Annotated in this window: 24 protein-coding genes; 11 read left to right on the top strand and 13 right to left on the bottom strand. The window is 66.0% G+C overall.

Annotated elements, in window-relative coordinates; genetic code table 11:
• Nucleotides 1-2: 2 nt before the first annotated feature.
• The 3 genes from ACREPD_RS00375 to ACREPD_RS00385 all read right to left on the bottom strand — a co-directional run bounded on the left by ACREPD_RS00375 (nucleotide 3) and on the right by ACREPD_RS00385 (nucleotide 1,150).
• Nucleotides 3-257: a Txe/YoeB family addiction module toxin gene (locus tag ACREPD_RS00375; protein ID WP_431597435.1), complete on the bottom strand. Its 255-nt coding sequence runs from the start codon at nucleotides 255-257 to the stop codon at nucleotides 3-5.
• Nucleotides 254-511 carry a type II toxin-antitoxin system Phd/YefM family antitoxin gene (locus ACREPD_RS00380; RefSeq protein ID WP_431597436.1) on the bottom strand — a complete coding sequence of 86 codons (258 nt, stop codon included), beginning with the start codon at nucleotides 509-511 and terminating at the stop codon, nucleotides 254-256. Before ACREPD_RS00380 ends, ACREPD_RS00375 begins: the two co-directional genes overlap by 4 nt.
• A 99-nt stretch (nucleotides 512-610) precedes the next feature.
• Nucleotides 611-1,150, bottom strand: coding sequence for a hypothetical protein (locus ACREPD_RS00385; protein ID WP_431597437.1), 540 nt, complete (start codon nucleotides 1,148-1,150; stop codon nucleotides 611-613).
• 132 nt (nucleotides 1,151-1,282) lie between these two features.
• Here ACREPD_RS00385 and ACREPD_RS00390 point away from each other — a divergent pair, with 132 nt between their 5' ends.
• Together ACREPD_RS00390 and ACREPD_RS00395 are read left to right on the top strand one after the other, a co-directional pair.
• Nucleotides 1,283-1,906, top strand: a complete 624-nt coding sequence (locus tag ACREPD_RS00390) for a hypothetical protein (RefSeq protein WP_431597438.1) — start codon at nucleotides 1,283-1,285, stop codon at nucleotides 1,904-1,906.
• Between the two features lie 101 nt (nucleotides 1,907-2,007).
• Nucleotides 2,008-2,958: a sodium:calcium antiporter gene (locus ACREPD_RS00395; protein WP_421567928.1), complete on the top strand. Its 951-nt coding sequence runs from the start codon at nucleotides 2,008-2,010 to the stop codon at nucleotides 2,956-2,958.
• A 132-nt stretch (nucleotides 2,959-3,090) separates the two neighbouring features.
• Here the strand turns inward: ACREPD_RS00395 and ACREPD_RS00400 are convergent, their stop codons facing one another.
• The 8 genes from ACREPD_RS00400 to ACREPD_RS00435 all read right to left on the bottom strand — a co-directional run bounded on the left by ACREPD_RS00400 (nucleotide 3,091) and on the right by ACREPD_RS00435 (nucleotide 10,920).
• Nucleotides 3,091-3,522 carry a Na+/H+ antiporter subunit G gene (locus ACREPD_RS00400; RefSeq protein WP_431597439.1) on the bottom strand — a complete coding sequence of 144 codons (432 nt, stop codon included), beginning with the start codon at nucleotides 3,520-3,522 and terminating at the stop codon, nucleotides 3,091-3,093.
• Nucleotides 3,519-3,803 carry a K+/H+ antiporter subunit F gene (locus ACREPD_RS00405; RefSeq protein WP_068854300.1) on the bottom strand — a complete coding sequence of 95 codons (285 nt, stop codon included), beginning with the start codon at nucleotides 3,801-3,803 and terminating at the stop codon, nucleotides 3,519-3,521. The genes ACREPD_RS00400 and ACREPD_RS00405 overlap by 4 nt, the downstream gene beginning before the upstream one ends.
• Nucleotides 3,800-4,306, bottom strand: coding sequence for a Na+/H+ antiporter subunit E (locus ACREPD_RS00410; RefSeq protein ID WP_431597440.1), 507 nt, complete (start codon nucleotides 4,304-4,306; stop codon nucleotides 3,800-3,802). Before ACREPD_RS00410 ends, ACREPD_RS00405 begins: the two co-directional genes overlap by 4 nt.
• Complete coding sequence (locus ACREPD_RS00415; protein ID WP_431597441.1) at nucleotides 4,303-5,838, bottom strand: monovalent cation/H+ antiporter subunit D; 1,536 nt, start codon at nucleotides 5,836-5,838, stop codon at nucleotides 4,303-4,305. Before ACREPD_RS00415 ends, ACREPD_RS00410 begins: the two co-directional genes overlap by 4 nt.
• Entirely contained in the window at nucleotides 5,835-6,221 is a 387-nt protein-coding gene (locus tag ACREPD_RS00420) for a Na+/H+ antiporter subunit C (RefSeq protein ID WP_431597442.1), read from the bottom strand. Before ACREPD_RS00420 ends, ACREPD_RS00415 begins: the two co-directional genes overlap by 4 nt.
• Nucleotides 6,221-9,049: a monovalent cation/H+ antiporter subunit A gene (locus ACREPD_RS00425; RefSeq protein ID WP_431597443.1), complete on the bottom strand. Its 2,829-nt coding sequence runs from the start codon at nucleotides 9,047-9,049 to the stop codon at nucleotides 6,221-6,223. Before ACREPD_RS00425 ends, ACREPD_RS00420 begins: the two co-directional genes overlap by 1 nt.
• Before the next feature lie 379 nt (nucleotides 9,050-9,428).
• A complete protein-coding gene (locus ACREPD_RS00430) occupies nucleotides 9,429-9,914 on the bottom strand; it encodes a DUF962 domain-containing protein (RefSeq protein ID WP_431597444.1) in 486 nt (161 codons plus the stop codon).
• Between the two features lie 79 nt (nucleotides 9,915-9,993).
• Nucleotides 9,994-10,920 carry a phosphoribosylaminoimidazolesuccinocarboxamide synthase gene (locus ACREPD_RS00435; RefSeq protein WP_421567936.1) on the bottom strand — a complete coding sequence of 309 codons (927 nt, stop codon included), beginning with the start codon at nucleotides 10,918-10,920 and terminating at the stop codon, nucleotides 9,994-9,996.
• Between the two features lie 144 nt (nucleotides 10,921-11,064).
• On the opposite strand from ACREPD_RS00435, the gene ACREPD_RS00440 reads away from it, so the two are divergent.
• The 4 genes from ACREPD_RS00440 to yegS all read left to right on the top strand — a co-directional run bounded on the left by ACREPD_RS00440 (nucleotide 11,065) and on the right by yegS (nucleotide 13,771).
• A complete protein-coding gene (locus ACREPD_RS00440) occupies nucleotides 11,065-11,394 on the top strand; it encodes a J domain-containing protein (RefSeq protein WP_431597445.1) in 330 nt (109 codons plus the stop codon).
• 40 nt (nucleotides 11,395-11,434) lie between these two features.
• Nucleotides 11,435-12,112 carry a ribulose-phosphate 3-epimerase gene (gene rpe, locus ACREPD_RS00445; RefSeq protein ID WP_311183026.1) on the top strand — a complete coding sequence of 226 codons (678 nt, stop codon included), beginning with the start codon at nucleotides 11,435-11,437 and terminating at the stop codon, nucleotides 12,110-12,112.
• Nucleotides 12,113-12,114: 2 nt separating this feature from the next.
• A complete protein-coding gene (locus ACREPD_RS00450; protein ID WP_431597446.1) occupies nucleotides 12,115-12,606 on the top strand; it encodes an N-acetyltransferase family protein in 492 nt (163 codons plus the stop codon).
• Between the two features lie 220 nt (nucleotides 12,607-12,826).
• Nucleotides 12,827-13,771 carry a lipid kinase YegS gene (gene yegS, locus ACREPD_RS00455; RefSeq protein ID WP_431597447.1) on the top strand — a complete coding sequence of 315 codons (945 nt, stop codon included), beginning with the start codon at nucleotides 12,827-12,829 and terminating at the stop codon, nucleotides 13,769-13,771.
• A gap of 49 nt (nucleotides 13,772-13,820) precedes the next feature.
• On the opposite strand, the gene ACREPD_RS00460 is transcribed toward yegS, so the two are convergent.
• On the bottom strand, nucleotides 13,821-14,687 hold the full coding sequence (locus ACREPD_RS00460; protein ID WP_431597448.1) for an ankyrin repeat domain-containing protein: 867 nt from the start codon (nucleotides 14,685-14,687) through the stop codon (nucleotides 13,821-13,823).
• A 113-nt stretch (nucleotides 14,688-14,800) separates the two neighbouring features.
• Here ACREPD_RS00460 and ACREPD_RS00465 point away from each other — a divergent pair, with 113 nt between their 5' ends.
• On the top strand, nucleotides 14,801-17,206 hold the full coding sequence (locus tag ACREPD_RS00465; RefSeq protein WP_431597449.1) for an XVIPCD domain-containing protein: 2,406 nt from the start codon (nucleotides 14,801-14,803) through the stop codon (nucleotides 17,204-17,206).
• A 22-nt stretch (nucleotides 17,207-17,228) separates the two neighbouring features.
• On the opposite strand, the gene ACREPD_RS00470 is transcribed toward ACREPD_RS00465, so the two are convergent.
• Nucleotides 17,229-17,636 (bottom strand): hypothetical protein, encoded by a 408-nt coding sequence (locus ACREPD_RS00470; RefSeq protein ID WP_431597450.1) that lies wholly within the window; start codon nucleotides 17,634-17,636, stop codon nucleotides 17,229-17,231.
• 521 nt (nucleotides 17,637-18,157) lie between these two features.
• Here ACREPD_RS00470 and trpE point away from each other — a divergent pair.
• The 4 genes from trpE (at nucleotide 18,158) to ACREPD_RS00490 (ending at nucleotide 23,638) form a co-directional block, all read left to right on the top strand.
• Entirely contained in the window at nucleotides 18,158-19,633 is a 1,476-nt protein-coding gene (trpE, locus tag ACREPD_RS00475; RefSeq protein ID WP_431597451.1) for an anthranilate synthase component I, read from the top strand.
• Between the two features lie 108 nt (nucleotides 19,634-19,741).
• Nucleotides 19,742-21,796: an acyltransferase family protein gene (locus tag ACREPD_RS00480; protein WP_431597452.1), complete on the top strand. Its 2,055-nt coding sequence runs from the start codon at nucleotides 19,742-19,744 to the stop codon at nucleotides 21,794-21,796.
• 475 nt (nucleotides 21,797-22,271) lie between these two features.
• Nucleotides 22,272-23,057: an SIMPL domain-containing protein gene (locus ACREPD_RS00485; protein WP_431597496.1), complete on the top strand. Its 786-nt coding sequence runs from the start codon at nucleotides 22,272-22,274 to the stop codon at nucleotides 23,055-23,057.
• A 2-nt stretch (nucleotides 23,058-23,059) separates the two neighbouring features.
• Complete coding sequence (locus tag ACREPD_RS00490) at nucleotides 23,060-23,638, top strand: anthranilate synthase component II (RefSeq protein WP_431597453.1); 579 nt, start codon at nucleotides 23,060-23,062, stop codon at nucleotides 23,636-23,638.
• The last annotated feature ends 11 nt before the right edge of the window (nucleotides 23,639-23,649 follow it).

Below are 23,649 nucleotides of genomic sequence, written 5' to 3' on the forward strand. Positions count from 1 at the left end.
TTTCAGTAGTGATGGCGAAGGGCGGCGATCTGTACGATTCCGCCCGCTACGCGGTAGACCATCCGATGCTCAAGATCGATCCGCCGCGACCACCAGCCGGTTCTGTCGAAGCGAAGCAGCTCCGGCTTTCCAATGCCCTCAAAGGGCGTGCGCATGATCGCCTTGATCAGGCAATTGATCCTCTCCGTCTTGCGCCGATCGATCTTCTGCCACTGCAGGTAGTCCTCCCACGCCTCGTCGGAGAACTGCAGGATCATTCGATCAGCTCACGCACCGTGCCACCACCGGCCTCAAGCTGTGCAATGGCCGACGCAAGGCGCGCGGCATTGGCGGGGGAGCGCAGCAGGTAGGCCGTTTCCTCGATCGAGCGATAGTCCTCGAGGGACATCATCACGACGGCCTTTGCGTTCCGCCCACTTCGGGTGATCACGACAGGCTCGTGATCGTTGATGACGCGATCCATGGTTTCCGCCAATGCGGCGCGTGCCGCGCTGTATGTCAGGGTCTGCATGATTGATCGCTCCGCCACAGGTGTACAGAAAATTGTACATATCGATTCCCGGCGGTCAATTGATGCGCGCACTGGGTGCGCCCCGCGCCTGCTGGGGCCTCAACCGGCCACCACGCCGGCCTGCTCCAGCTGGGCCAGATGCGTCTCCGGCAGCACCTCGAACAGGCGCTGGCGCACCCGTTCGCAGTAGCCGGCGGAGGTGAGGCCGGGCAGGGCCTCCAGCGATGCATGCAGCGCCGACACGACCTGGTCGTCGCTACGGGCCTGCTGCAGGGTGTAGAGCAGTGCGGCGGCCTGCGGATGACGCTGCAGCTCGAGAATGCCCAGCAGGTAGATGCGCGCGGAAACGAGCGAGCGCCGACGCTCGGTCACCGGTGCGCCACCGCCCGCTGTGGTGGCGGTGGCAGGTGGCGCGGCTGCGGGCGCCGGTGCCGGCTCGGGTGGGGCGGTGGAGACCAGGTAGCCGCTCTGGATCAGCTGGATCACCATGGCCGACGCCTCCGGTCCGATCATGGCGGTGAGCTGGGCCAGGTCACGTTGGCCGTCGCACAGGATCAGCAGGCGTCGCTGGCGCATATCCAGTGGCGCACGGTGGGCCTGCAGGGCGTCGCGGGCGAGTTCGGTCTTGCGCGGTTGCATGGGCGTGGGGTCGAAGCGGTGCAGGCCGAGCCTGAATGCCAGAGGTGTAACTGTGATGACAGACACGATCTGCATGCACGGGCTGCACGCGCGCCACGCTAGCCTGCGGCCCACTGACAGGAGGACGTGCACATGAAGCAGCTAGGAAGCATTTTGGCATTGGGCATCGCACTGGGACTGGGGGGCTGCGAGCGCGCCCCCGAAACCCCCTCGGCAGACGCGGAGGCCGCCGTTCCGGCGCCCACACCGGCACCGGCAGCCGCCGGCCAGAGCAGCACCACGCCAGCGGCGCCCGCAGGCGACCCCGCCGCACAGGGGCCGGCACGCCTGGACGGCTATGGCCCGTTGACCCTGGGCAGCACCCTGGACGAGGTGCGTACTGCTTGGAAGGAACCGCTGCAGGGTGAGGTGGCGGACGACTACTGCCACGCGCTGCGGCCGCAGGGCGCGCAGGCCGACGATGTGATCCTGATGATCGAAGGCAAGCGCCTGGTCCGCTATGACGTGCGCAACGACCGCACCGTCGCGCCGGGCGGCGGCAAGGTCGGCATGTCGCTGGGGCAGCTGCAGACGCTGTATCCGGATCGCGGTGACCTCACCCCCCACAAGTACGACGAGCGCGGCCACAACCTGCGCGTGCGTCCGGCGACCGAGGGCGGGGCACTCATCAACTTCGAGATCAATGGCGACGGTAACGTCACCGCCTGGCGGGTCGGCCAGACCCCGCAGGTGGACTACGTGGAAGGCTGTTCCTGAGCCGGCGCGGGGCCGGCTTACCGGCCCCTGCCTCAAGGCTGCTCACCCGATGAGACCACCGTGGCCCTAGAATCAGGCCACGTCACCCTGGGGAACGTCTGATGATTGCCGCCACTGTCTGGTTCCTGCTTGGCCTGCTGCTGCTTGCACTCGGCGGCGACTCGATCGTCAAGGCGGCCTCCGGGCTGGCGCAGCGATTCGGGGCATCGCCGTTCGTGGCCGGTCTGCTGCTGGTCGCCTTCGGTACCTCGCTGCCCGAACTGGTGGTCAATGGGCGTGCCTTCGTTGTCGGCGCGGAGGAACTTGCGCTGGGCAACGCGATAGGCAGCAACATCGTCAACGTGGGCCTGACCCTGGGCATGGCGGCACTGGCCGCCCCGCTGCTGGTGCGGGCGCGCCTGCTGTCGCCGCTGCTGGTGCTGCTGGCAGTCGCCAGCCTGGCGCTGATCGTGTTCGGTCTGGACGGCGTGGTGACGCGTTGGGAAGGCGGCCTGCTGTTGCTGGGCTTTGTGGCCACCGTGGTGTTCCTGCTGCGCCGGGCGCCGCGGGAAGCCGAGCCGGTCCGCGAGGCCATCGCCGCCTATGCGATGACGCGTACCGGTTTGTTCCTCAACGTATTGCGCGTGGTGTTCGCGGGTGTGTGTCTGTACTACGGCGCGCGCTGGATCGTGGCTGCCGCGCCGGTGATGGGCGCGGGGCTGGGCTGGTCGCCGGTGCTGGTGGGCCTGTTGCCGGTAGCGATCGGCACGGCACTGCCGGAAGTAGCGGCGGCGATCATCGCTGCACGCCGCGGCCAGGGCGACATGGTGCTGGGCCACGTGATCGGCTCGAGCCTGTTCAACCTGCTGGTGGTGGTCGGTGGCATGGCCGCGCTGCGCCCGCTGACGCTGCCCGAGTCGTTCGTGAAACTGGAACTGCCGGCGGCCATCGCCTTCGTGCTGGTGCTGTACCCGATGCTGCGCGGCGACCTGACCATCAGCCGACGGGAGGGTGGCATTTTGCTGCTGGCGTTCGTGGGCTGGGTGGTGCTGGAGCTGGCGTTGATCGGGTAGAGCCACCCCATGGGTGGCTTCGCGGTGCCGGAAGATGTAGAGACACGCCATGCGTGTCTTCGCGGTGCCGGAACGAAGAACAGCCACGCATGGCGTGGCTCTACCAGCGTGTTCCGCCAACCATTAGAGCGTTTATTCCGTGGGGGCGGCTGGATCCGTGCGCGTGGCGACGCGTTCATCAGAAGGGCGCCCCCCGGTCTCAAGGCGCGGGCACGGCGGCGGCAACTGCTCTTCCTTCGCCGTCTCATGCCCCGGCAGCGTCGGGCGCTTCTCCATCATCAACGACAACGCCGCCTTGGCCATCATGTGCGCGCTGATCGGCGCGGTGATGAACAGGAATACGGTGATCAGCAGCTCGCGCGGCTGCGGATCCTCGCCCAGGAAAATGTGGTACAGCACCGAACCGGCCAGCACGCAGCCCACGCCCAGCGTGCTGGCTTTGGTCGGCGCGTGCAGGCGCTTGAAGAACGTGGACAGCTTCACCAGCCCCAGCGCGCCGACCAGGATGAAGAAGCAGCCGAACAGCAGCAGCAGCGAAAGCGCGACCTGGATGAAGGTGATCATTCCACGATGTCCCGGCGCAGCACGAACTTGCTCAGCACCACGGTGCTGCCGAAGCCAAGCATGGCGATCACCAGTGCCGCTTCGAAGTACACCGCCGAATTGAGGTACATGCCGAACAACATCAGTTCGGCGATCGCGGTCACCGACAGCGTGTCCAGCGCCAGGATGCGGTCCGGCACGGTCGGGCCGCGCAGCAGACGCCACGTGGCCAGCAGCATGGCCAGGCCGACCACATGCATGCACACCGCCATCGTGGTCTGGATGAAGGTGAAGCCGGTCATGGGAAGATCTCCATCAGCGGGGCTTCGTAGCGGGATTTGATCTGCCGGATCAGTTCGTCCGGATCGTCCAGGTGCAGCACGTGCACCAGCAGGTAGCGGCGGTCGTCGGACAACGCGGCCGAGACCGTGCCCGGGGTCAGCGTGATCATGCTGGTGAGCGCGGCAATGCCGTGGATGTTGGCGATGTCCAGCGGCAACCAGATGAAGCCGGGATGGATGCGGCGCTCCGGGCCCAGCACCTGGATGGCCACCCGGATGTTGGATACCAGAATGTCCCACAGGGTCACGCAGATCAGCTTCGGCAGCGGACGCAGCGAGCCGATGCGGGCGAACTCACGGTCCAGCCGCGCGGCAAACAACGGCACGCCGACGCCCAGCACCATGCCAAGCAGGATCTGGCCGAGCGTGAAGCTGTCGGACATCAGCACCCAGAACCCCATCACCATCACGCTCAGCGACGGGGAAGGGAACACGCGGCGGTAGAGGGAACGTCGGCGCGTCATGGCTGGCGGATCTCCGGCGTGGTCGCGCGCAGTTCGCCGACATAGTCCTGCGGATGCAGCAACTGGGTGGCCATGGCATCGGTGTACTGCATCAGCGGGTTGGCGAACACGCTCATGCCGATGCCGTAGCAGAGCAGCAGCGCGGCGGCGAACAGTTCAACGGTACGCGTGGGTGCCTTGCGGGGCGGCGGCACGCCTTCTTCCACCACCGGCACGCGCCAGAACAGGCGGATGCCGCCGCGGGTGATGCCCACGATCACCATCAGGCTACTGCCCAGCACCGTCGCCCACACCACGCCGGTATACGGCGCGGGCATACCGGCCAGCAGCGCTGCCTTGGCCAGGAAGCCGGACAGCGGCGGCAGCCCGGCCACCGACACCGCGGCGATCAGGAACAGCACGGCAGGTGTTTCCTTGCCCGGCATCGGTGCGATGATTTCCTTGCGGTCGCTGGCACCGCCACGACGGCGACGGATCAGGTCGGCGACCAGGAACAGCGCAGCCGCCACGAACGTACTGTGCGGCAGGTAGTACAGCCCGGCCGAGAGCACCTGCGGGGTGCGGATCGAGAAGGCGATGAACAGCGTTGCCGCCGACACCACCACCAGGTAGGAGATCAGCACGCGCAGGCGCGCCGCAGCCAACACGCCCAGGCCGCCCAGCACCAGCGTGGCAATGCCGGCCCAGAGCAGCCAGGTGCTGCCATACCCGGCCATCGGGCCCGCATCCTCGCCGAACCACAGCGTGCTGACCCGCAGCACCGCATACAGGCCCACCTTGGTCATGATCGCGAACAGCGCGGCCACGGCGGCGGGTGCGCGCGCGTAGGCTTCGGGCAGCCACAGGTACAGCGGCATCAACGCGGCCTTGCTGCAGAACACCAGCAGCAGCAGGCCCAGCGTGGCCTTGACCAGGGTCAGGTGGCTGGCCGGCACCTCGGCGATGCGCTGCGAAAGCTCGGCCATGTTCAACGAGCCCAGCGAGGCATACAGCAGGCCCAGCGCGATCAGGAACAGGGTCGAGGCAGTGACGTTGAACACCACGTAATGCAGGCCGATGCGCATGCGCAGGCCGCGCCCGCCGCTGAGCAGCAGGCCGTACGAGGCGATCAGCATCACCTCGAAGAACACGAACAGGTTGAAGATGTCGCCGGTCAGGAAGGCGCCGTTGAGCCCGACCAGCTGGAACTGGAACAGGGCATGGAAGTGCGGCGCGCGGCGGTCCCAGCCCGAACAGGCATGCAGCAGGCAGGGAATGGCCAGCAGCAGGGTGGTGAGCAGCATCCAGCTGGACAGGCGGTCGCCGACCAGGGCGATGCCCAGGCGCGAGGGCCAGTCACCCAGCAGATACACCGCGATGGTGCCATCGGCGGTCTGCGCGAACAGCAACCCCACCGCCGCGGCCAGCGCCGCCAGCGTGGTCCACGCCACGCTGCGTTGCACGGTGGGCCCGTAGCGGCGGTGTTCGACGAACAGCGAGCACGCGGCACCAAACAGCGGAATCAGGATGGGCAGGATCACCGCATGGTTCATGCGCCGCCCTCCCGGCCGGGGGCGGTGTCGGGGGTCTCGGCGGACTCGTCCTCGTGCGCATCGACGTGGTCGCTGTGATTGTCACTGCGGCTGCGCATGGCCAACACGATGCTCACCGCCGTCATGGCGAATGCGATCACGATCGCGGTCAGCACCAACGCCTGCGGCAGCGGATCGGTGTAATTGCCCAGGTGGTAGTCCAGGCCTTCCTTCAGCACCGGTGCCTTGCCGGTGACCAGCCGGCCACCGGCGAAGATCAGCAGGTTGGTGGCATAGGAAAGGAAGGTCATACCCAGGATGACGTCGAAACTGCGCGCGCGCAGCAGCAGGTAGATGCCGATCGCGCTCAGTACGCCGATCGCGCTTGCCAGGGCCAGTTCCATCAGTGCATCTCCCCGGTACGTGCCGAACGACGGTTGGGATCGATCTCGCCCTTGCGGGCGTTGCGGGTGCGCGAGGGCTTGATCGTGCCCATCATCGACAGCACCAGCATCGCGCCACCGAACACCACCAGGTACACGCCGGTATCGAAGCCGACCGCGCTGGCCAGCGGCACCGTGCCGATCAGCGGCAGCTCCAGATCCACATGGCCGCTGGTGAGGAAGGGCACGCCGAACAGCATCGATGCACAGCCGCTGACGAGGGCGATCAGCAGGCCCGCGCCGATGCAGCGGATGTAGTCGAAGCCGAAGCGTGACTCCACCGACGTGGTGCCCTGGATGACGTACTGGATCAGCAGCGGCACGGCGAGCACCAGCCCGGCGATGAAGCCGCCGCCGGGCGCGTTGTGGCCGCGCAGGAACAGGAAGATCGACACGGTGAGCGTGAGCGGGAACATGATCTGGGCCAGATCGGCCGGCACCGGCAGCTTGATCGGGGGACCCGGCATGATCTGCTCCGGTGCCATGCGCGAACGACGCAGCATGGCGTGCACCACGAGGGCGGCGATGCCGAACACGGTGATCTCGCCGAAGGTATCGAAGCCGCGGAAGTCCACCAGGATCACGTTGACCACGTTCTCGCCGTAGGCCTCGGGCAACGCCCGGGCGAGCATTTCGCCGGCCATGGTATTGGGCGGCAGGGTCATGGCGCTGTACGCCATCGCCGCCAGACCGCCGCCACCGATCACCGCGATCAGTGCGTCGCGGCGCTTGCGCCAACGCGATTTCTCCGGTGGCGACTCTACCGGCAGATAGTTCATGCCGAGCAGCATCAATACCAGCGTGACCATTTCCACCAGCAACTGGGTCAGCGCCAGGTCCGGCGCGGACAGGAACACGAAGGTGAGCGACACCATGAGGCCCACGCCACCCATCACCAGCACCGCCAGCAGACGTTGCCGGTAGACGAACAGCGCGCCCAGCGCGCAGCACATCATCACCAGCCACAGCGCCCAGCCCAGCAGCGGAATCGGCTGCGGCGAGGGCCAGTTGGGCGACACCGGGTTGGCGACAAACGGCGCGGCCGCGACCACGATGGCCACCACCACCAGCGCCATCAGCATCCGCTGCAGGCTTCCATTGGCCAGCGCCTGGGTGAGCCGGTGAGCGAAGCCGAACACCAGGTCCAGCTGCTTGTGGAACAGATTGCGGCCGGTGCTGCGGGTGATCACCGCATGCAGGTTGATCAGTTTGCGCAGCCCGAAGTACAGCGCGATGCCACCCAGCACGCCGGCCAGGCTCATCATCAGCGGCATGTTGAAGCCGTGCCAGACCGACAGGCTGTAGGCAGGCATGGCCGGGCCCAGGATCGACGACGCAGCGGCATGCAGCACCGGAGCGATGGTGATCGCCGGGGCCACGCCGACCGCCACGCACACCACCACCAGGATCTCTACCGGCACCTTCATGAAGCGCGGCGGCTCATGCGGCACGCGGTCCAGGTCGTGCGGGCCCTTGCCGAAGAAGGTGTCGTGCACGAAGCGCAGGCTGTAGGCCACGCCGAACACGCCGGCCAGCAGTGCGGCGATGGAGACCGCGATGCGCATCGGCTCGGGGCCCTGCGCGGTGATCGCCTCGGCGAACAGCATCTCCTTCGACAGGAAGCCGTTGAGCAGCGGGATGCCGGCCATGGCCAGCGAGGCGATGATCGCCAGCGCGCTGGTGAACGGCATCAACCGGCGCAGGCCGCCCAGCTTGCGCATGTCACGGGTGCCGGTTTCGTGGTCGATGATGCCCGCGGCCATGAACAGCGAGGCCTTGAAGGTGGCGTGGTTGAGGATGTGGAACACGCCGGCCACCACCGCCATCGGCGTGGACAGCCCGAACAGCAGCGTGGTCAGGCCCAGGTGCGAGATCGTTGAATAGGCCAGCAGGCCTTTCAGGTCGTGCTGGAAGATCGCGTTCCAGGCGCCGATCAGCAGGGTCAGCGCCCCGATTCCGCTCACGGTGTAGAAGAACAGCTCGCTGCCGGCCAGCGCCGGGTGCAGGCGCGCCAGCAGGAACACGCCGGCCTTCACCATGGTGGCCGAGTGCAGGTAGGCCGACACCGGGGTGGGCGCGGCCATCGCGTGCGGCAGCCAGAAGTGGAACGGGAACTGCGCGCTCTTGGTGAAGATGCCGGCCAGGATCAGGAACAGCGCCCACGGATACAGGGCATGGGCGCGGATCACCTCGCCGGCGGCCAGCACCACATCCAGTTCGAAGCTGCCCACGATGCGGCCGATCAGCAGCACGCCGCCGAGCAGGGCCAGGCCGCCACCACCGGTGACCACCAGCGCCATCCGCGCGCCCTCGCGCGCGTCCTGGCGGTGCGACCAGAAGCCGATCAGCAGGAATGAGCTGATGCTGGTCATTTCCCAGAACACCATCAGCAGCAGCAGGTTGCCCGAGAGCACCATGCCGAGCATGGCGCCCATGAACAGCAGCAGGTAGCAGTAGAAGCGGTGGGCGCTGTCGCGTGGGCTCAGGTAGTAATGCGCGTACATCACCACCAGCGCACCGATCGCCAGCACCAGCCCGGCGAACATCCAGGCCAGGCCGTCCAGGCGCAGCGAGAAGGCCAGCCCGATCTGGGGCAGCCATTCGCCGAAACTGCGCACCACCCCGCCGCCGAGGATGTCGGGGGTCATCGTGGCCAGCAGCACCAGCCCGCCCACGGGAGCGGCCGCGGCCAGCCAGGCGGCGGTCGCGCGCGACGTGCGGCGGAAAATGGCGACCGCCGCTGCCAGCAGGAAGGGCAGGGCGAGCAGCAGGAGCAGGCTTGGATTCATGCAGGGAATACGCGATTCACGAGCAGGCCGTTTAGTCTAACAGGCAGGCATTTGCCGCCGATACACCCGATTACGCCACCAATTGCATGCAACGTGCGTGATTCATTTTTTCAGTGCGAAAAACGGCCCCATTCGGGACCCGTTCGGCCCGTATGGAAATGTCGTGGCGACTTTGCCGGTTCTGGCCCGTCAAACGGCCTCGGCCCAGCAACGACGGGGCCTGAAAGCCGATCAGAGCTGGCTGCAGCATGAATGGGGCGCGGCGAGAGATGAGCATCCACAGCGATGCTGGAGCCGCGGGTGTGCAGCCCCAGTGAGCATCCGTTTCGTTCAGGTTCGCATCGGCCCACGTAGTGCCGGGCTCTGCCCGGCAGGTGGATCAATACCGCCAACCCATCCGGCGATACAGCTTGGCCAGCACCCAGGCCGGGCCGATCAGCAGGTAGGTCAGATCGGTCAGGAAGCTGGGCTTGCGGCCCTCGTACTTGTGCCCGACGAACTGCGCGATCCAGGCCACGACGAACACGCCGATGCCCAGCCACAGGAGGTTCTGCAGGCCGACTTCGGCCTCCAGCAGGCGGCACAGGCAGCCGAACACGAAGAACATGACCAGCATGCCGATGCCCAGCGGCCGCGACAGCCGGTTGTAGAAGCACCACGCGCCAAACATCGCGAAGGCGGCCCAGATACCGTTCTGGAACCAAGTGATCAGCGGTGGCAGGCACCACAGCAGGGCCACCACCGACCACAGGATCGCCGGTACCGCCACCACATGGATGCGCTGGTTCAGCGTATTGCGGTGGTCGTCAGAGTAGCTGGCGAAGTAGCGGTCGATGGGCCGCACAAGCTGGGTGGTCGTGGACATTGAGCCTCCGGAGTCCGCACAGGATACCCCGCCGCCGACGCGGGTAGAGCCGGGCGCTGCCCGGCTCCACCCACCAGTCTCAATCCACCGAGATACCCGCCAGACGCTGCAGCGCCTCGGCGTACTTGGCGCGGGTGCGCTCGATGATCTCTGCCGGAATGCTCGGGCCTGGGGCGGTCTTGCCCCAGTCCAGGGTTTCCAGGTAATCGCGGACGAACTGCTTGTCGTAGCTCGGCGGGCTGGTGCCCACTTCGTACTCGTCGGCCGGCCAATAGCGCGAGGAATCCGGCGTCAGCATCTCGTCCATGATGTACAGGCGGCCATCGGCATCGGTGCCGAACTCGAACTTGGTGTCGGCCAGGATGATGCCGCGCTCGCGGGCGTAATCGGCGGCGAACTTGTAGATGCGCAGGGTGGCGTCGCGCACGCGCTCGGCCAGGTCCGCACCCACTGCCTTCACCATCGCATCGAAGTCGATGTTCTCGTCATGGTCGCCCACGGCGGCCTTGGTCGAGGGGGTGAAGATCGGTTCGGGCAGCTGCTCGGCCTGGCGCAGGCCGTCGGGCAGCTCGATGCCGCTCACCTTGCCGGTGCGCTGGTAGTCCTTCCAGCCGCTGCCGATCAGGTAGCCGCGGGCGATGGCTTCCACCGGTACCGGCTTGAGCTTGCGGGTAACCACCGCGCGCTTGGCATACAGCGCCGGGTCCACGCCCTCGGGCAGCACGCTGGCCACGTCGATGCCGGTGAGGTGGTTGGGCATCAGGTGCGCGGTCTTGGCGAACCAGAAGTTCGACACCTGGCAGAGCATTTCGCCCTTGCCCGGGATCGGATCGGGAAGCACCACGTCGAAGGCCGACAGACGGTCGGTAGCGACCATCAGCAGGTAGTCCCCCGGCGGAGTGCCGGCGGGCAGCCGTTCGCGCGGAATGTCGAAAACATCACGCACCTTGCCGCGATGGCGCAAGGGCAGGCCGGGGAGATCGGATTGCAACAACGTGGTCGGCACGGGCACTCCTGAGGCTTCGTCGAGACAGCTGTCCAGGGCACCCGGAGGGCCCGCAGAGACAGCGGGCGGCCTAGTGTAAAGCGGGTTGGGCCCGCTGTGACGTAAAATGAGGTTCCTTTGTTGACACGGCCGCCCAGACCCTCCATGCGCTGGTACGGAAAACTGCTCGGATTCATCGCTGGCGCCCTGCTTTTCAGGCCCAATCCGCTGTTCGGGGCCGTGATCGGCCTGCTGATCGGCCATGCCTTCGATGCCGACTGGTTCCGCCTGAACAGGGAGAACCCCTACCGCGAGCTGGGGCTGACCTCGGAGGCCACCGACGCCGAGGTCGACCTGGCCTACCGCCGGCTGATGTCCCAGTACCACCCCGACAAGGTCGTCGGCGCCGCTCCGGAGCTGCGCCAGCAGGCCGAGCGCAAATCGCGCCAGCTCAACGCCGCCTACGACCGCATCAAGACCCTGCGCAAGCGCTGAGCGCGCGCGGCCCCCTCTCTACGTCCTCAAGGCACCGGCCATGTCCAACTGCATCATCGCCCCCTCCATCCTGTCCGCGAACTTTGCCCGCCTCGGCGAGGAAGTGGACAACGTGCTTGCCGCCGGCGCCGACTGGGTGCACTTCGACGTGATGGACAACCATTACGTGCCGAACCTGACCATCGGCCCGATGGTCTGCCAGGCCCTGCGCAAGCACGGCGTGACCGCGCCGATCGACGTGCACCTGATGGTGGAGCCGGTGGACCGCATCATTCCGGACTTCGCCGAGGCCGGCGCGACCTACATCAGCTTCCACCCCGAAGCCAGCCGCCACGTGCACCGCACCATCCAGCTGATCCGCTCGCTGGGCTGCAAGCCGGGCCTGGTGCTCAATCCCGGCACGCCGGTGGACATCCTGGACTGGGTGCTGGATGACCTGGACCTGGTGCTGCTGATGTCGGTCAACCCGGGCTTCGGCGGCCAGGCCTTCATTCCCTCGGCGCTGGACAAGCTGCGCGTGGTGCGCCAGAAGATCGATGCCAGCGGCCGCGACGTGCGCCTGGAAATCGACGGTGGGGTCAAAGCCGACAACATCGGCGCGATTGCCGCCGCCGGTGCCGACGCCTTCGTGGCCGGCTCGGCCATCTTCAACGCGCCGGTCAGCTACAAGGACGTGATCGACCAGATGCGCCACAACGTCGCCAAGGCGCGGGGCTGAGCATGGCCGCGGCCGCGCTGCAGATCCGCGACGCCACCGCCGACGATGCCGCGCTGATCCTGCGCTTCATCCGCGAACTGGCCATCTACGAGAAGGCCGAATCGTCGGTACAGACCGACGAGGCCGGCATTCGCGACAGCCTGTTCGGGCCGGGCGCCAAGGCGCGCGCGCTGGTCTGCGAAGTCGATGGCCAGGCCATCGGGTACGCGGTGTACTTCTACAACTATTCCACCTGGCTGGGCCGCAACGGCATCTACCTGGAAGACCTGTACGTGAGCCCGGCCCAACGCGGCAGCGGCGCCGGCAAGGCACTGCTGCAGTACATCGCGCGCCTCGCCGTGGCCGAAGGCTGCGGACGCTTCGAGTGGTCGGTGCTGGACTGGAACGAGCCGGCCATCAAGTTCTATGAAGCGGCGGGCGCCAAGCCGCAGAGCGAGTGGACGGTGTACCGGTTGGAAGGCGAGGCGTTGAAGGCGTTCGCGCAGCCGCGGTAGGTATCGACCGTTGGTCGATACGGCGCCTGCGCGCGGACGAAAAAAGACCGCACTCTTGCGAATGCGGTCCCGGGTATAGCGGGAGGCTGATCCTGCCTCCATCCATCATCCTTGCTATGGCCTTCCATTCTCCGGGCGGTCGGTGACCGTTTGATGACGTTCACCGGGGCTGAAACACCGCACTGCTAGCCTGCGCCTCCCCCTACCGTGGAAGTGCTGCATGCGTGGTCCCCGCTGGCGTCTGATCCTCAATGGCAAGTCCACCGGCAACGACGACCTGCGCGCGGCGGTGCATGCACTTCGCGAGCAGGGAGTGACGCTGGAGGTGCGGGTGACCTGGGAAGACGGCGATGCCGAGCGTCATGTGGCCGAAGCGATCGAGCACGGGGTGGACACCATTATCGCCGCCGGCGGCGACGGCACCCTGAGCGAGGTGGCTGAAACCTTGGCGCACCGCGATGAAGCGGCTGACGCACTGCCCACGCTCGGGCTGGTCCCGCTTGGCACCGCCAACGACTTCGCCACGGCGGCGGGCATCCCCGACGATCCGCTGCAGGCGCTGTTGCTGATCCAGGCCCAGCCGGCCTGCCCGGTCGACCTGCTGCGCATCGAGGCCGATGGCGAACGCTTGTGGTGCGCCAACGTGGCCAGCGGTGGCTTCGGCACCGAGGTGACCGTGGAGACCGATGAGGGCCTGAAGAAGGTGCTGGGTGGGTTGGCCTACCTGCTCACTGGCATCTCACGGCTGGGGCGCATCGAGCCGATCCAAGCCCGACTGCGCACGCCCGATTTCCAATGGGCCGGCGGCTTCATCGCGTTGGGCATCGGTAACGGCCGCCAGGCCGGCGGCGGCCAGGTCCTGTGCCCGGATGCGCTGGTGAATGATGGTCTGCTGGATGTCACCGTCATTCCCGAACTCAGCGGCGAAGTCGCCTCCACGCTCGGTGCGCTGGTGAAGGGCGGCAAGGCGGGCGCGCTGGAGCAGGTGGCCGAGCGCGCGCGTGCGCCCTGGGTGGAGATCGACGCCGATGAACCCATGACGTTGAACCTGGACGGCGAGCCGGTGCGCGCGCGCCGCTTCCGCATCGACTGCGTGGCAGCGCGGGTGAACATGCACCTGCCGCTGGGCAGCGCGCTGCTGCGTGAGAGCGGCGCGGCACCGTAGCGCCGGGCTCTGCCCGGCCGTTCGGTAATGCGGGCTCTGCCCGGCAGCCTCACAACAAGGGAATATCTTCTTCCTTCGTGGGGTAGCCAAAGGCTTCTCGCTTCTTGCGGATGTGCTCAGGCATCGGCGGTCGCGGGATGTTGCGCGCTATCAGCCATTGCTGGCACTTTTTCTGCCACGGAAGAAGGTCGGGCGTGGTGATTTCCCAATAGATGTCTTCCACCATCATCTGACGTGCGGGACTGGTTGATCCCACAGCAGCAGGTGCGGAGAGTCTCGGGTCCGCGTCGTGCTCCAGCAGCCAGTATGCTGAGTCAAAACCACCGCGAGCGGTGTACCAGCTCAACACCGTATCAGCCTTGCCTAGGTTGTTTTCGTTTACCTTCGCTCCCGCTTCAACCAGCTGCTGAACGTTTTTCCACTGATTTCCGTTGATAAACGCCTGGAACAGCAGCGACTCGCCGCCACTGCTTCGCGTATTGGGGTCGCCGCCATGCTTGAGCAGCAGCTGCAGGAAGGCTGGATCGTCCAGCCGCACGGCGTACACCATGGCGTTGTTGAACTTGAAAGGTTCGCCGTTTATCTCACGCACTTGCCGCGAATTCGGATCGGCGCCGTTGTCGAGCATCGCGCGCAGCCCCTCCACATTTCGGGCACGCAGTGGCCATGCGAGTAGTGGAATTCCATCCCGACGGGCAAAGGTAGTATCGGGATCGACACCTTCATCCTTGATCCAGTGTCGGATCGCTGTCGCGTCACCCTTCTCGGCAGCGATAGCCAGTTGCAATGCATTTCCGTCGAAGTAGTCTGCGGCACCATGTGAAGACGATGCCGCACATCCGTTGACTAGGAAAAGTGTGAGCCATGCCGCACTTACAAGGGCTTTTGTCATCGTGTTGTGAAGACTGATGCGCATGATCATCCTGATGTTGAGCCCCTGAAGGGGTGACATTAGCAAAGTGTTCTGCTATTCGATAACCAGCGCGGCTCGGGGGGATCGCGCGCCTTCACTGTGCAATGGAGCATGCCATGAGTGGTCCCGACAACGAGGCGCGCACGCGCGCCATCCAGGAGCAGAACCTTCTCGTCCAGCAGCTGCGCGACAGCGGCAATGACAATGAGGCAGACCGACTCCAGGAAACCTATTACGCGCGCGAGATGTCCGGTCTCGCTGCGGACGTCTATCTTTCGGCCAACCATGATGGTGAGCCGCCTGCGGGATGGACGCGTGCGAGTCTGGATCCCGCAGCGCTGCGCGCCGCTGGAATCGAGATGTCAGACGTCGAAATCCGTACGCGCCTGCAGCCGCCCGATTCCGGCTTCCGTGCGGAAATCTATATTCCCGACAAAAGCGTGTTCGGCGAGCACGCCAAGCCGGTGTTGGTGTTTAAAGGCTCGACCGGGCAAATTGTCGACCCTGGTGCACCGAGCGGCCGGCGAGAGTCTGGTGGTGAGGACTTCCTCAACAATGGCCAGCAGGGCATCGGGATGCGCAGCGATTACTACGATCGCGCGATGCAGTTGGGTGCGATGCTGAATCAGAAGACCGGCGGCAACTTCGAAATCGCCGGCCACTCCCTCGGCGGCGGCATGGCGTCCGCCGCCTCCGCCGTCACGGGTGCCCGTGCCACCACCTTCAACGCGGCCGGTCTGCATCCCGACACGCCCGCGCGTTTCGCCAAAGACAACGGTCTCCCCACCTTCAATCCGCAGCAGACCGTGCACACCTACCAGACCGCTGGCGAGGTGTTGAATGACGTACAGAACGGCATGCAGAAGCTCAGCGAAGAACAGCGCCGGGGCTACGGTGTGCTCGCCAATGAGATGGGCATGCTGATGAAGGAACCGGCCATCCAGAAGCTCGTGGGCGACAAGCTGCGCGAGATGATGCCGGCGGGCGCGCAGACCTCGGCCGCGCAGTTCGTCGAACAGCTGGCGACCAAGCCTGGGCAGGAGGCGCTGCGAAACTTCCCCGTGGCGGCGGGCAAGCTGGAGCTGTTGCTGGACGCCAAGATGGTCGACAAGAACGACAAGAACCACGGAATCATCGACCGCCCGAATGTGGCGCCACCCAGCCAGGTGGCCGAGCTTGCCGGCCCGCTGTCACATGCGCTGCATGCCACGGCTTACGGCATGCGCGGTGGCCGCATCATTGGCGAACAGGTCGAGCGGGTGGGCGCCGCCGGCGCGCACGTGCTGGACAAGGTGGGCGATGGTGCCGAGGTCGTGCTCAAGACCGAGGGCATGGCGATTGGCCAGGTGGTGAACTTCGGCTCTGCCACCTTGCAGGTCAGCACCAAGGCCACCACCACCGTGATCGCGTCCGGACGCGAGCTGACCGGCAGCATCGAAGCCACCCTGCATCGGGCCGAATCGCAGGCGCGCTCGGGTGGCATGTCGGCACTGTCGTGGATAACCGACAAGGTCGGCCTGGACAGCGTCTCCGAACGTCTGGCCAAGGAAGCCGAGCGCACCCGCAACGATGGCGAACACCGGGCGCAAGGCGCCACCCGCCACGCGCAGTCCGACGCAGACGGTATCCGTGCGGTGGGCGACCGCAGCGCCGCCGCCATCGGCCACAATGGTCAGTGGGTGGCGGGCAAGCTGCAGAACGGGTTTGCCACCGCCGGGGCCTACGTGGACAGCGGTTACGACCTGGCCGCGTCGCATGTGAAGGGCCTCACCTCGCACGCTCCGGCCGTCTTCGCTACGGTGGGCGGAGTAGGGGCGGGCCTTACCACGGCGGCGGCCACCCACGTGCCGGCGGGGCCGCTACCGCTGGCGCTGCACAACCTCTCAAACCTCGCCCAGTCTGCGCGGTTGATCGACGAGCTCAGCCCTTCGTTCGGCGAATCGGCGGCCCGCCATGGCATGGCCGATACCGTCATCCCCAGCCTGGATGCCGAACTGGTCAAGCAGGAAGCCCAGGCCCGCAAGCTGGTGGAGCAGCACGGGCGCATCCAGCACCCGGCGGAGGCACATGCCGGCATCGCCATTGAGCCGTCGACGCTGGTAGTGGGCATCAACGATCCCAATCACAAGCACTACCACATGTTCCAGGGCGCCCAGTCGGGGGTGCACGGCATCGACGTGGCCCACAACCGGGTGCCCGATCTGCAGAGCGACCAGCTGGCCGGTGCGCTGGCGGCCAAGGCCTCGCAGGAAGGCCTGGAGCGCATCGAGCGGGTGGTGCTCAGCGAGGACCGCACCCGCGTGTTCGCGGTCGATACCCAGGACCTGAGCTCGGTGCACCGCCACCTGGCGCAGGTGGACGTGGTGGCCGGCCGCCAGCAGCCGCTAAGCGTGAGCACCGAGCAGGTGGCCGAGGTCAACCGCCAGCAGGAGCGTGGCCCTGCGGCCCCGTCACTGGTGGCTGATATGGGTGCCGAACAGCGTGAGCAGGAACAGCAACACGCCGCCCGCCGAATGGGGTGACATCCGCGTGCCTTGCCGGGGTTTAGTGCCCCGGCGTGGCAGGAAACACTCTGTCGACCGCTTCCTGCTTCAGCTGTTCCTCTGCCGCAAGGAATTGATCGACGAGCCTGTCGATGGCGGCTTCCTTGTCCAGCGCTTGCATCCCCGATGCGTAGCTGTGGCGCTCGCGTTCGAGCGCTGCCTCGATGGAGCGCTGGATGAAGTGATACGGATCTGAAGTGCTGAACACAGCGTCGGCCTGCGGCATGTTCATTACGTCGTTGTAGGCGCTTGCAATGGCGCGCCCTCTGAGCTCGCCTCTCAGATCGAGTGAATCCACGCGCGCGTCGAGCGTGCCCGGCAGTTGCTCCCCCATCGGGAAGAGTGGGGCGTCCTTCAGAGCCAGCGCGACTGCATCGGCCACGCGGGCCCGGCGTACGCCGGCGTCCATGCCATGAGCGATTCCCGCGTTGGTTGGACATAGGGGAGTGATTTCAGCCGTCCGCGACAACGCAACTGCGTGAGGCGAGGGAGGGAAGCGGATGTATACGAACGATCCTGTAGCAATGGAGGAGGGGCGGTGCGTCTCGGTGCGGGGTGGCGGGGGCGCGGCACTCGCCCGGTTTTTCAGAGACAACAGGGACCTGGCAAACCTGCCCACGGCCATGAAGGGGGCCGCGATGCAGCGGGCGGCGGCTCTGGCCGCGCTGGAGATGTTCATGATTCACGTGCAACCGTCCGGGAAGGCATCCTTGCGCAGGGCCGGGCAGGCTGCTTCCAGATTTCACGCACCCGGCAGCCCGTGAGGCGGGCCGTCCGCCGGGGTTTCCCCGCGCGCTGCGGTGCGGTACAGTCCCCGGGTGTCCATTCTGACGACCCCGCATACCCTTTCTTCCGCTCGCCGTTGGTGGCGATGGTGGCCTGTTGCCGTCGTCCGTCCCGCCACCGCCGTTTCCCGGAAGGAAAGTCGTCTTGATCACGTTCGAGCAGTTCCAGCAGCAGGCCGCTGAAGGCCACACCCGCATCCCCGTCGTCCGCGAAGTGCTGTCCGACCTGGACACGCCGCTTTCGGTCTATCTGAAGCTCGCCGACGGCCCGCATACCTACCTCTTTGAATCGGTCGAAGGTGGCGAACGCTTCGGGCGTTATTCCATCATCGGCCTGCCGGCGCGCCGGGTGTACGCCTTCCACGGGCACACCCTGACCATCAGCGAGTTCGGCCAGACGGTGGAAACCCGCGAGGTGGCCGACCCCTTCACCGAGGTCGAGGCGCTGCGCAGCGCTCATTCGGTGCCCAAGCTGGCCGGCCTGCCGGGCTTCACCGGCGGGCTGGTGGGCTGGTTCGGGTTCGAGTGCATCGGCTACATCGAGCCGCGCCTGGCGCCGCCGCGTGGTCGCGATGAGCTGGGCACGCCGGACATCCTGCTGCTGCATTCCGAAGAGCTGGCGGTGTTCGACAACCTCAAGGGCCGGCTGTACCTGATCGTGCACGCCGACCCGGGCCAGCCCGGCGCGTGGGACGAGGCGCAGGGGCGGCTGGATGCACTGGTCGCCAAGCTGCGCGCGCCGGGTGCGGGCTACCCGGTACCGATCACCCGCGACGTGCTGGACGAGAACGACTTCGTGTCGGGGTTCACCCGCGAAGGCTTCATCGCCGCCGTCGACAAGTCCAAGGAATACATCCGCGCCGGCGACATCTTCCAGGTGGTGCTGAGCCAGCGCCTGAGCGTGCCGTTCAAGGCACGGCCGGTGGACGTGTACCGCGCGCTGCGCGCACTGAACCCGTCGCCGTACATGTACTTCCTCGACACCGGCGACGTGCAGGTGGTCGGCTCCTCGCCGGAAATCCTGGTGCGTCTGCAGGATGGTGAGGTCACCGTGCGCCCGATCGCCGGCACCCGCCCACGGGGCGCGACGGTGGAGGAGGACAACGCGCTGGAAGCCGAACTGCTGGCCGATCCGAAGGAGCGGGCCGAGCACCTGATGCTGATCGACCTGGGCCGCAACGATGCCGGTCGCGTGTCCAAGGCAGGCACGGTGGAAGTGGGCGAACAATTCGTGATCGAGCGCTACAGCCATGTCATGCATATCGTCAGCGAGGTGACCGGCCAGCTGCAGCCCGGCCTGAGCTACGCCGATGTGCTGCGCGCCACCTTCCCGGCGGGCACGGTCAGTGGCGCGCCGAAGATCCGCGCGCTGGAGGTCATCCGTGAACTGGAGCCGATCAAGCGCAATGTCTACGCCGGCAGCATCGGCTACATCGGCTGGCACGGCGATGCGGACACCGCCATCGCGATCCGCACGGCGGTGATCAAGGACGGCCGCCTGCACGTACAGGCCGGCGCCGGCATCGTCTACGACTCGGACCCGGGCAAGGAATGGGACGAGACCATGAACAAGGGCCGCGCGCTGTTCCGCGCCGTCGCGCAGGCCGCCAAGGGGTTGTGAGAGGCCGGATAGCGATACGGTGCAGCTTCCAGCTGCGCCGTCGGCATGTTGTGCCATCGTTCAGTGTGTGATGTGATGCCGGGCCATTTGGACCGATCCTGAACCTTGATGAAGTCGCGTGAACTGACCTACATGCCGCACATCGACGGGCTTCGCTGCGTCGCCGTCATGGCTGTCCTCCTGTTTCATTTCGGAGTTCCGGGGCTGGGCGGCGGCTATGTCGGTGTCGACATCTTCTTCGTCATCAGCGGGTATCTGATCAGTTCGATCATCATCGGCGAGCTGGAGGAGACCGGAGGCTTCAATTTCCGGCGTTTCTACGCGCGTCGCGTGCGGAGAATCCTGCCCGCGCTGATCGTCACGTTGCTGGCGACATCGATCCTGGCGTTGATGATCCTCACGCCGGCCGAGCTGGTGGCGTACGGCAAGTCCCTGATAGCAGCGTCGCTGTCGCTGTCCAACCTGCAATTCTGGTTGGAAAGCGGCTACTTCGATACTGCCTCGCAGACCAAGCCGCTGCTGCATATCTGGTCGCTCAGCGTGGAGGAGCAGTTCTACCTGGTGTGGCCTGCGCTGCTCTACTTCTGCCACCGATTCCTTGGTCGGCGTGGGTTGTTCTGGGGCATCGTCGTGGCAGGCCTGGCCAGTTTCGCAGCCAACCACCTTGCAGTGGCCCGAGCGGCCATCGGGTTCCAGTCAGACCTGTTCTTCCTGCCGCAGTTCCGGGTGTTCGAGTTCGCCATCGGTGCGCTGGGTTTCCATGTCATCAGGTTGCTGCCGTCCTCGCGGGCAGTGCAGGAGGCTGCGCTGGCGCTTGGCATCGCATTGATCGTGTACTCGGTCGTTACGTTGGAAGAGGGGGACATATTCCCTTACGTCAATGCCATCGCCCCGTGCGTAGGCACCCTGCTGGTCATCTCCGCGCGCAGATCGATGGCAGCAAAGGTGTTGCTTGCCAATCCGCTCTCGGTGTGGATCGGCAAGATCAGCTACGCGCTGTATCTGGCCCACTGGCCGGTGGTGGTATTTGTGGGCCGCTACATGACCGATGCTCATTGGGGGTGGCGACTGGTGGTCATGGCCACACTGTCCCTGGCCGCGGCGCTTCCGCTGCACTATCTGGTAGAGATGCGATTCCGCCATTCGGGACGCTCGGCGGTGGGTGGCAGGGCGGTGGGCAGGACACTCGCTGCAGCACTGCTGTGCAGCGTCATGGGTGTTGGATTGCTGGTGTCAGACGGCATGACCTGGCGCTACGCATATTTCACTCCCGGCGCCGTCGCGCGCACCGGCCTGGTGGAGCCGGCGTCGGCTGCGCCGGTGAAGGTGGCCGTTTTCCAGCCGCTAGGGGCGGCGGAGATCGAGGCTGGCAAGGCGAGGCGCTTCGAGCGGCTGGCGGGTGCCTGCAACGTCCAGACGCTGGGCGATCCCCTGCATTGTTCTCCGCGCCGGCCGATGCAGGTGCTGCTGTTTGGCAATTCGCACGAGCCTGATGCATTCAACGCTTTCGACGAGGTGTACGGCAAGGATCCTCGCGTCAACCTCATCAATTTTGGAACGGTGAACGACTGCAAGCTGGTGTTGGGGAAGCGCACCATGTCCTCTCCCACGCCCGAACAGGCGTGCGACAAGCGGTTCTCGGTGCTCAACAGCAAGCAATTCGTGCAGGACCTGGATGTGGTGGTATTCAACACCCACATGGGCTTCGATGCCATCGCCGCCGATCTATGGAAAGTCCTTGAGATCCTGAAGCAGCGAAACCCCTCCATTCGGATCGTGGCGCTGGGCTCCTATCTGCAGACCAGCACCGATTGCGCATCGTTGTACAACCAATACCGCTCCTTTGACGCGTGCCGTCGGCCCGAGTTCGTCAATTACATCAACATGGATGAGCGGGCAAAGTCACCCATTCCGCAGGTGCATTCGCTGGACTACCTCTACATCAGCAAGTATGCGCTGCTGTGCGAGGGGGGCACCTTGGCAGGGTGTGCGGTGGAGGCCAACGGCGAGCCGGCGTTCTACGACCAGCACCACCTCTCGTTGGGCTTTGCCCGCTACATGGGGCGAAAGCTGGCGATGGCACATGGCGCGGAGCTGGCTGCGGTGGGACTGCCGGTTCCCGATGGGCAACAGGGCCAGGCGGCAGGCGCCGCTGGACGCTGATGGCTCCCGCTGCATCCATGCTGATCCCGCCTGCATTGGGCCGATCGTTCCCGAGAGCCGCTCCGGCGGACCGCATCAGGTGGTCTGCGACCGCCCTGTGCGCCATTCCGCCCGAGATCTGATACGCTTGCGAAGCAAGACGTAGAAGCCCTTTTCCGGCTGTTCCAAACCTTCCGAGTCCCGAGTTATCCGATGACCCTCACAGCGCTGAACAATGTAGCCAAGTGGTGGCGCTTCCATTAGGAAGCGGCAGGTCGTCGCGGTCCTGGACCGCACCTTGCCGCCGTATCGGCGGGCAAGATCCAAGTCAACGCTCCCCGGCACGGCGGCTCCCCCAACAGGAGCTGGTTGATTGCTGTCCCATGGTGATGGTGTACCCCTGCAAAGTGACCGCTCGCGACGAGGCCCCCGGCACGTCGTGGTGCGGTCCTGCATGTTCCGCGCCCGGCTGTTCCCTTTTGCCAAGGAATCCCGCATGAAGCTGCTGCACGCATTGTTGCTGTCGTCGACGCTGGCCATGGCGGCCCCCAACGTGTGGGCGCAGGCCAATACGATCCCCTCCCAGCCGCACCTGCTGGTGAAGGGTGAAGCACGTCGCGTGGTGATGCCGGACCGCTTCGTGGTGAAGGTTGCGCTGGAATCGGTCGACATGCAGACCGATGTTGCCAGAAAGCGGGTGCAGGCCAACAGCGAACGAGTGATGCAGCTGTTCGCCAGCCACGCCGCCGTTGCCGGTACCGTGCGTGCCGACAACCTCAGCATCAAGCCTTCTACCCGTTACCGCGACGACAAGGATGTGTTCGAAGGCACGGCCGTCAGCCGTGATCTGGAAGCGGCCTTTCCAACCGCCGTGGCATTGCAGGCGTTCCTGGCAGACTTGAAAGCCAGCCGCGAAGTACAGGTGAGCACCGCCACGCCGACTTACTCGGGTGAGGCGCACCTGCGCGCCGAACTCAAGGCGGAAGCGGCGGCGCAGACGCGGGCGTCTGCCAAGGGTCTCGCCGACGCATACGGTGCGCGGATCACTGGGTTGTACAGCATCTCAGACGTGGCGCCGAGCTTCGCCTACGGTGTCCAGGCCGGCACGTGGCCAGCCGCGTCTGGCGCTTCGTACCGTGAAGACTACGCCGAGGGCCGTGCGCTGGACCGTGTGACGGTCACCGGCTCCCGCGCCGGCGCCCCGGGCGAGCTGCTTGCCGCAGCCCCCATCACGTACACCGAAAACGTGTATGCCATTTTCCTCATTCAAGACGGATCCTGACCATGTTGTTGATGCTCGACAACTACGACAGCTTCACCTACAACCTCGTGCAGTACCTGCAGACGCTGGGTGCCGAGGTGAAGGTGGTGCGCAATGACGCCCTGAGCGTCGATGAGATCGCCGCGCTCGCTCCTGAGCGCATCGTGATCTCGCCTGGCCCGTGCACGCCCAACGAAGCGGGCGTGTCGCTGGAGCTGATCCGCCGGCTCGGCCCGACCACGCCGATCCTCGGCGTGTGCCTGGGCCACCAGGGCATCGGCCAGGTGTACGGTGGCGATGTGATCCGCGCCGGCACCATCATGCACGGCAAGACCTCGTCCATCCGCCACCAGGGCAAGGGCGTCTTCGCCGGCCTGCCGGACCGCTACCAGGCCACGCGCTACCACTCGCTGGTGGTGGACAAGACCACGCTGCCGGGCTGCCTGGAAGTGACCGCCTGGACCGAGAACGAAGACGGCACGGTCGAGGAAATCATGGGCCTGCGCCACCGCGAGTACCCGGTGGAAGGCGTGCAGTTCCACCCCGAATCGATCCTTACCGAGCATGGCCACGCCCTGCTCAAGAACTTCCTGCAGCGCTGAGGCGCCGCACC

The sequence above is a fragment of the Stenotrophomonas sp. genome (assembly GCF_050737075.1).
Classification (GTDB): Bacteria; Pseudomonadota; Gammaproteobacteria; order Xanthomonadales; family Xanthomonadaceae; genus Stenotrophomonas.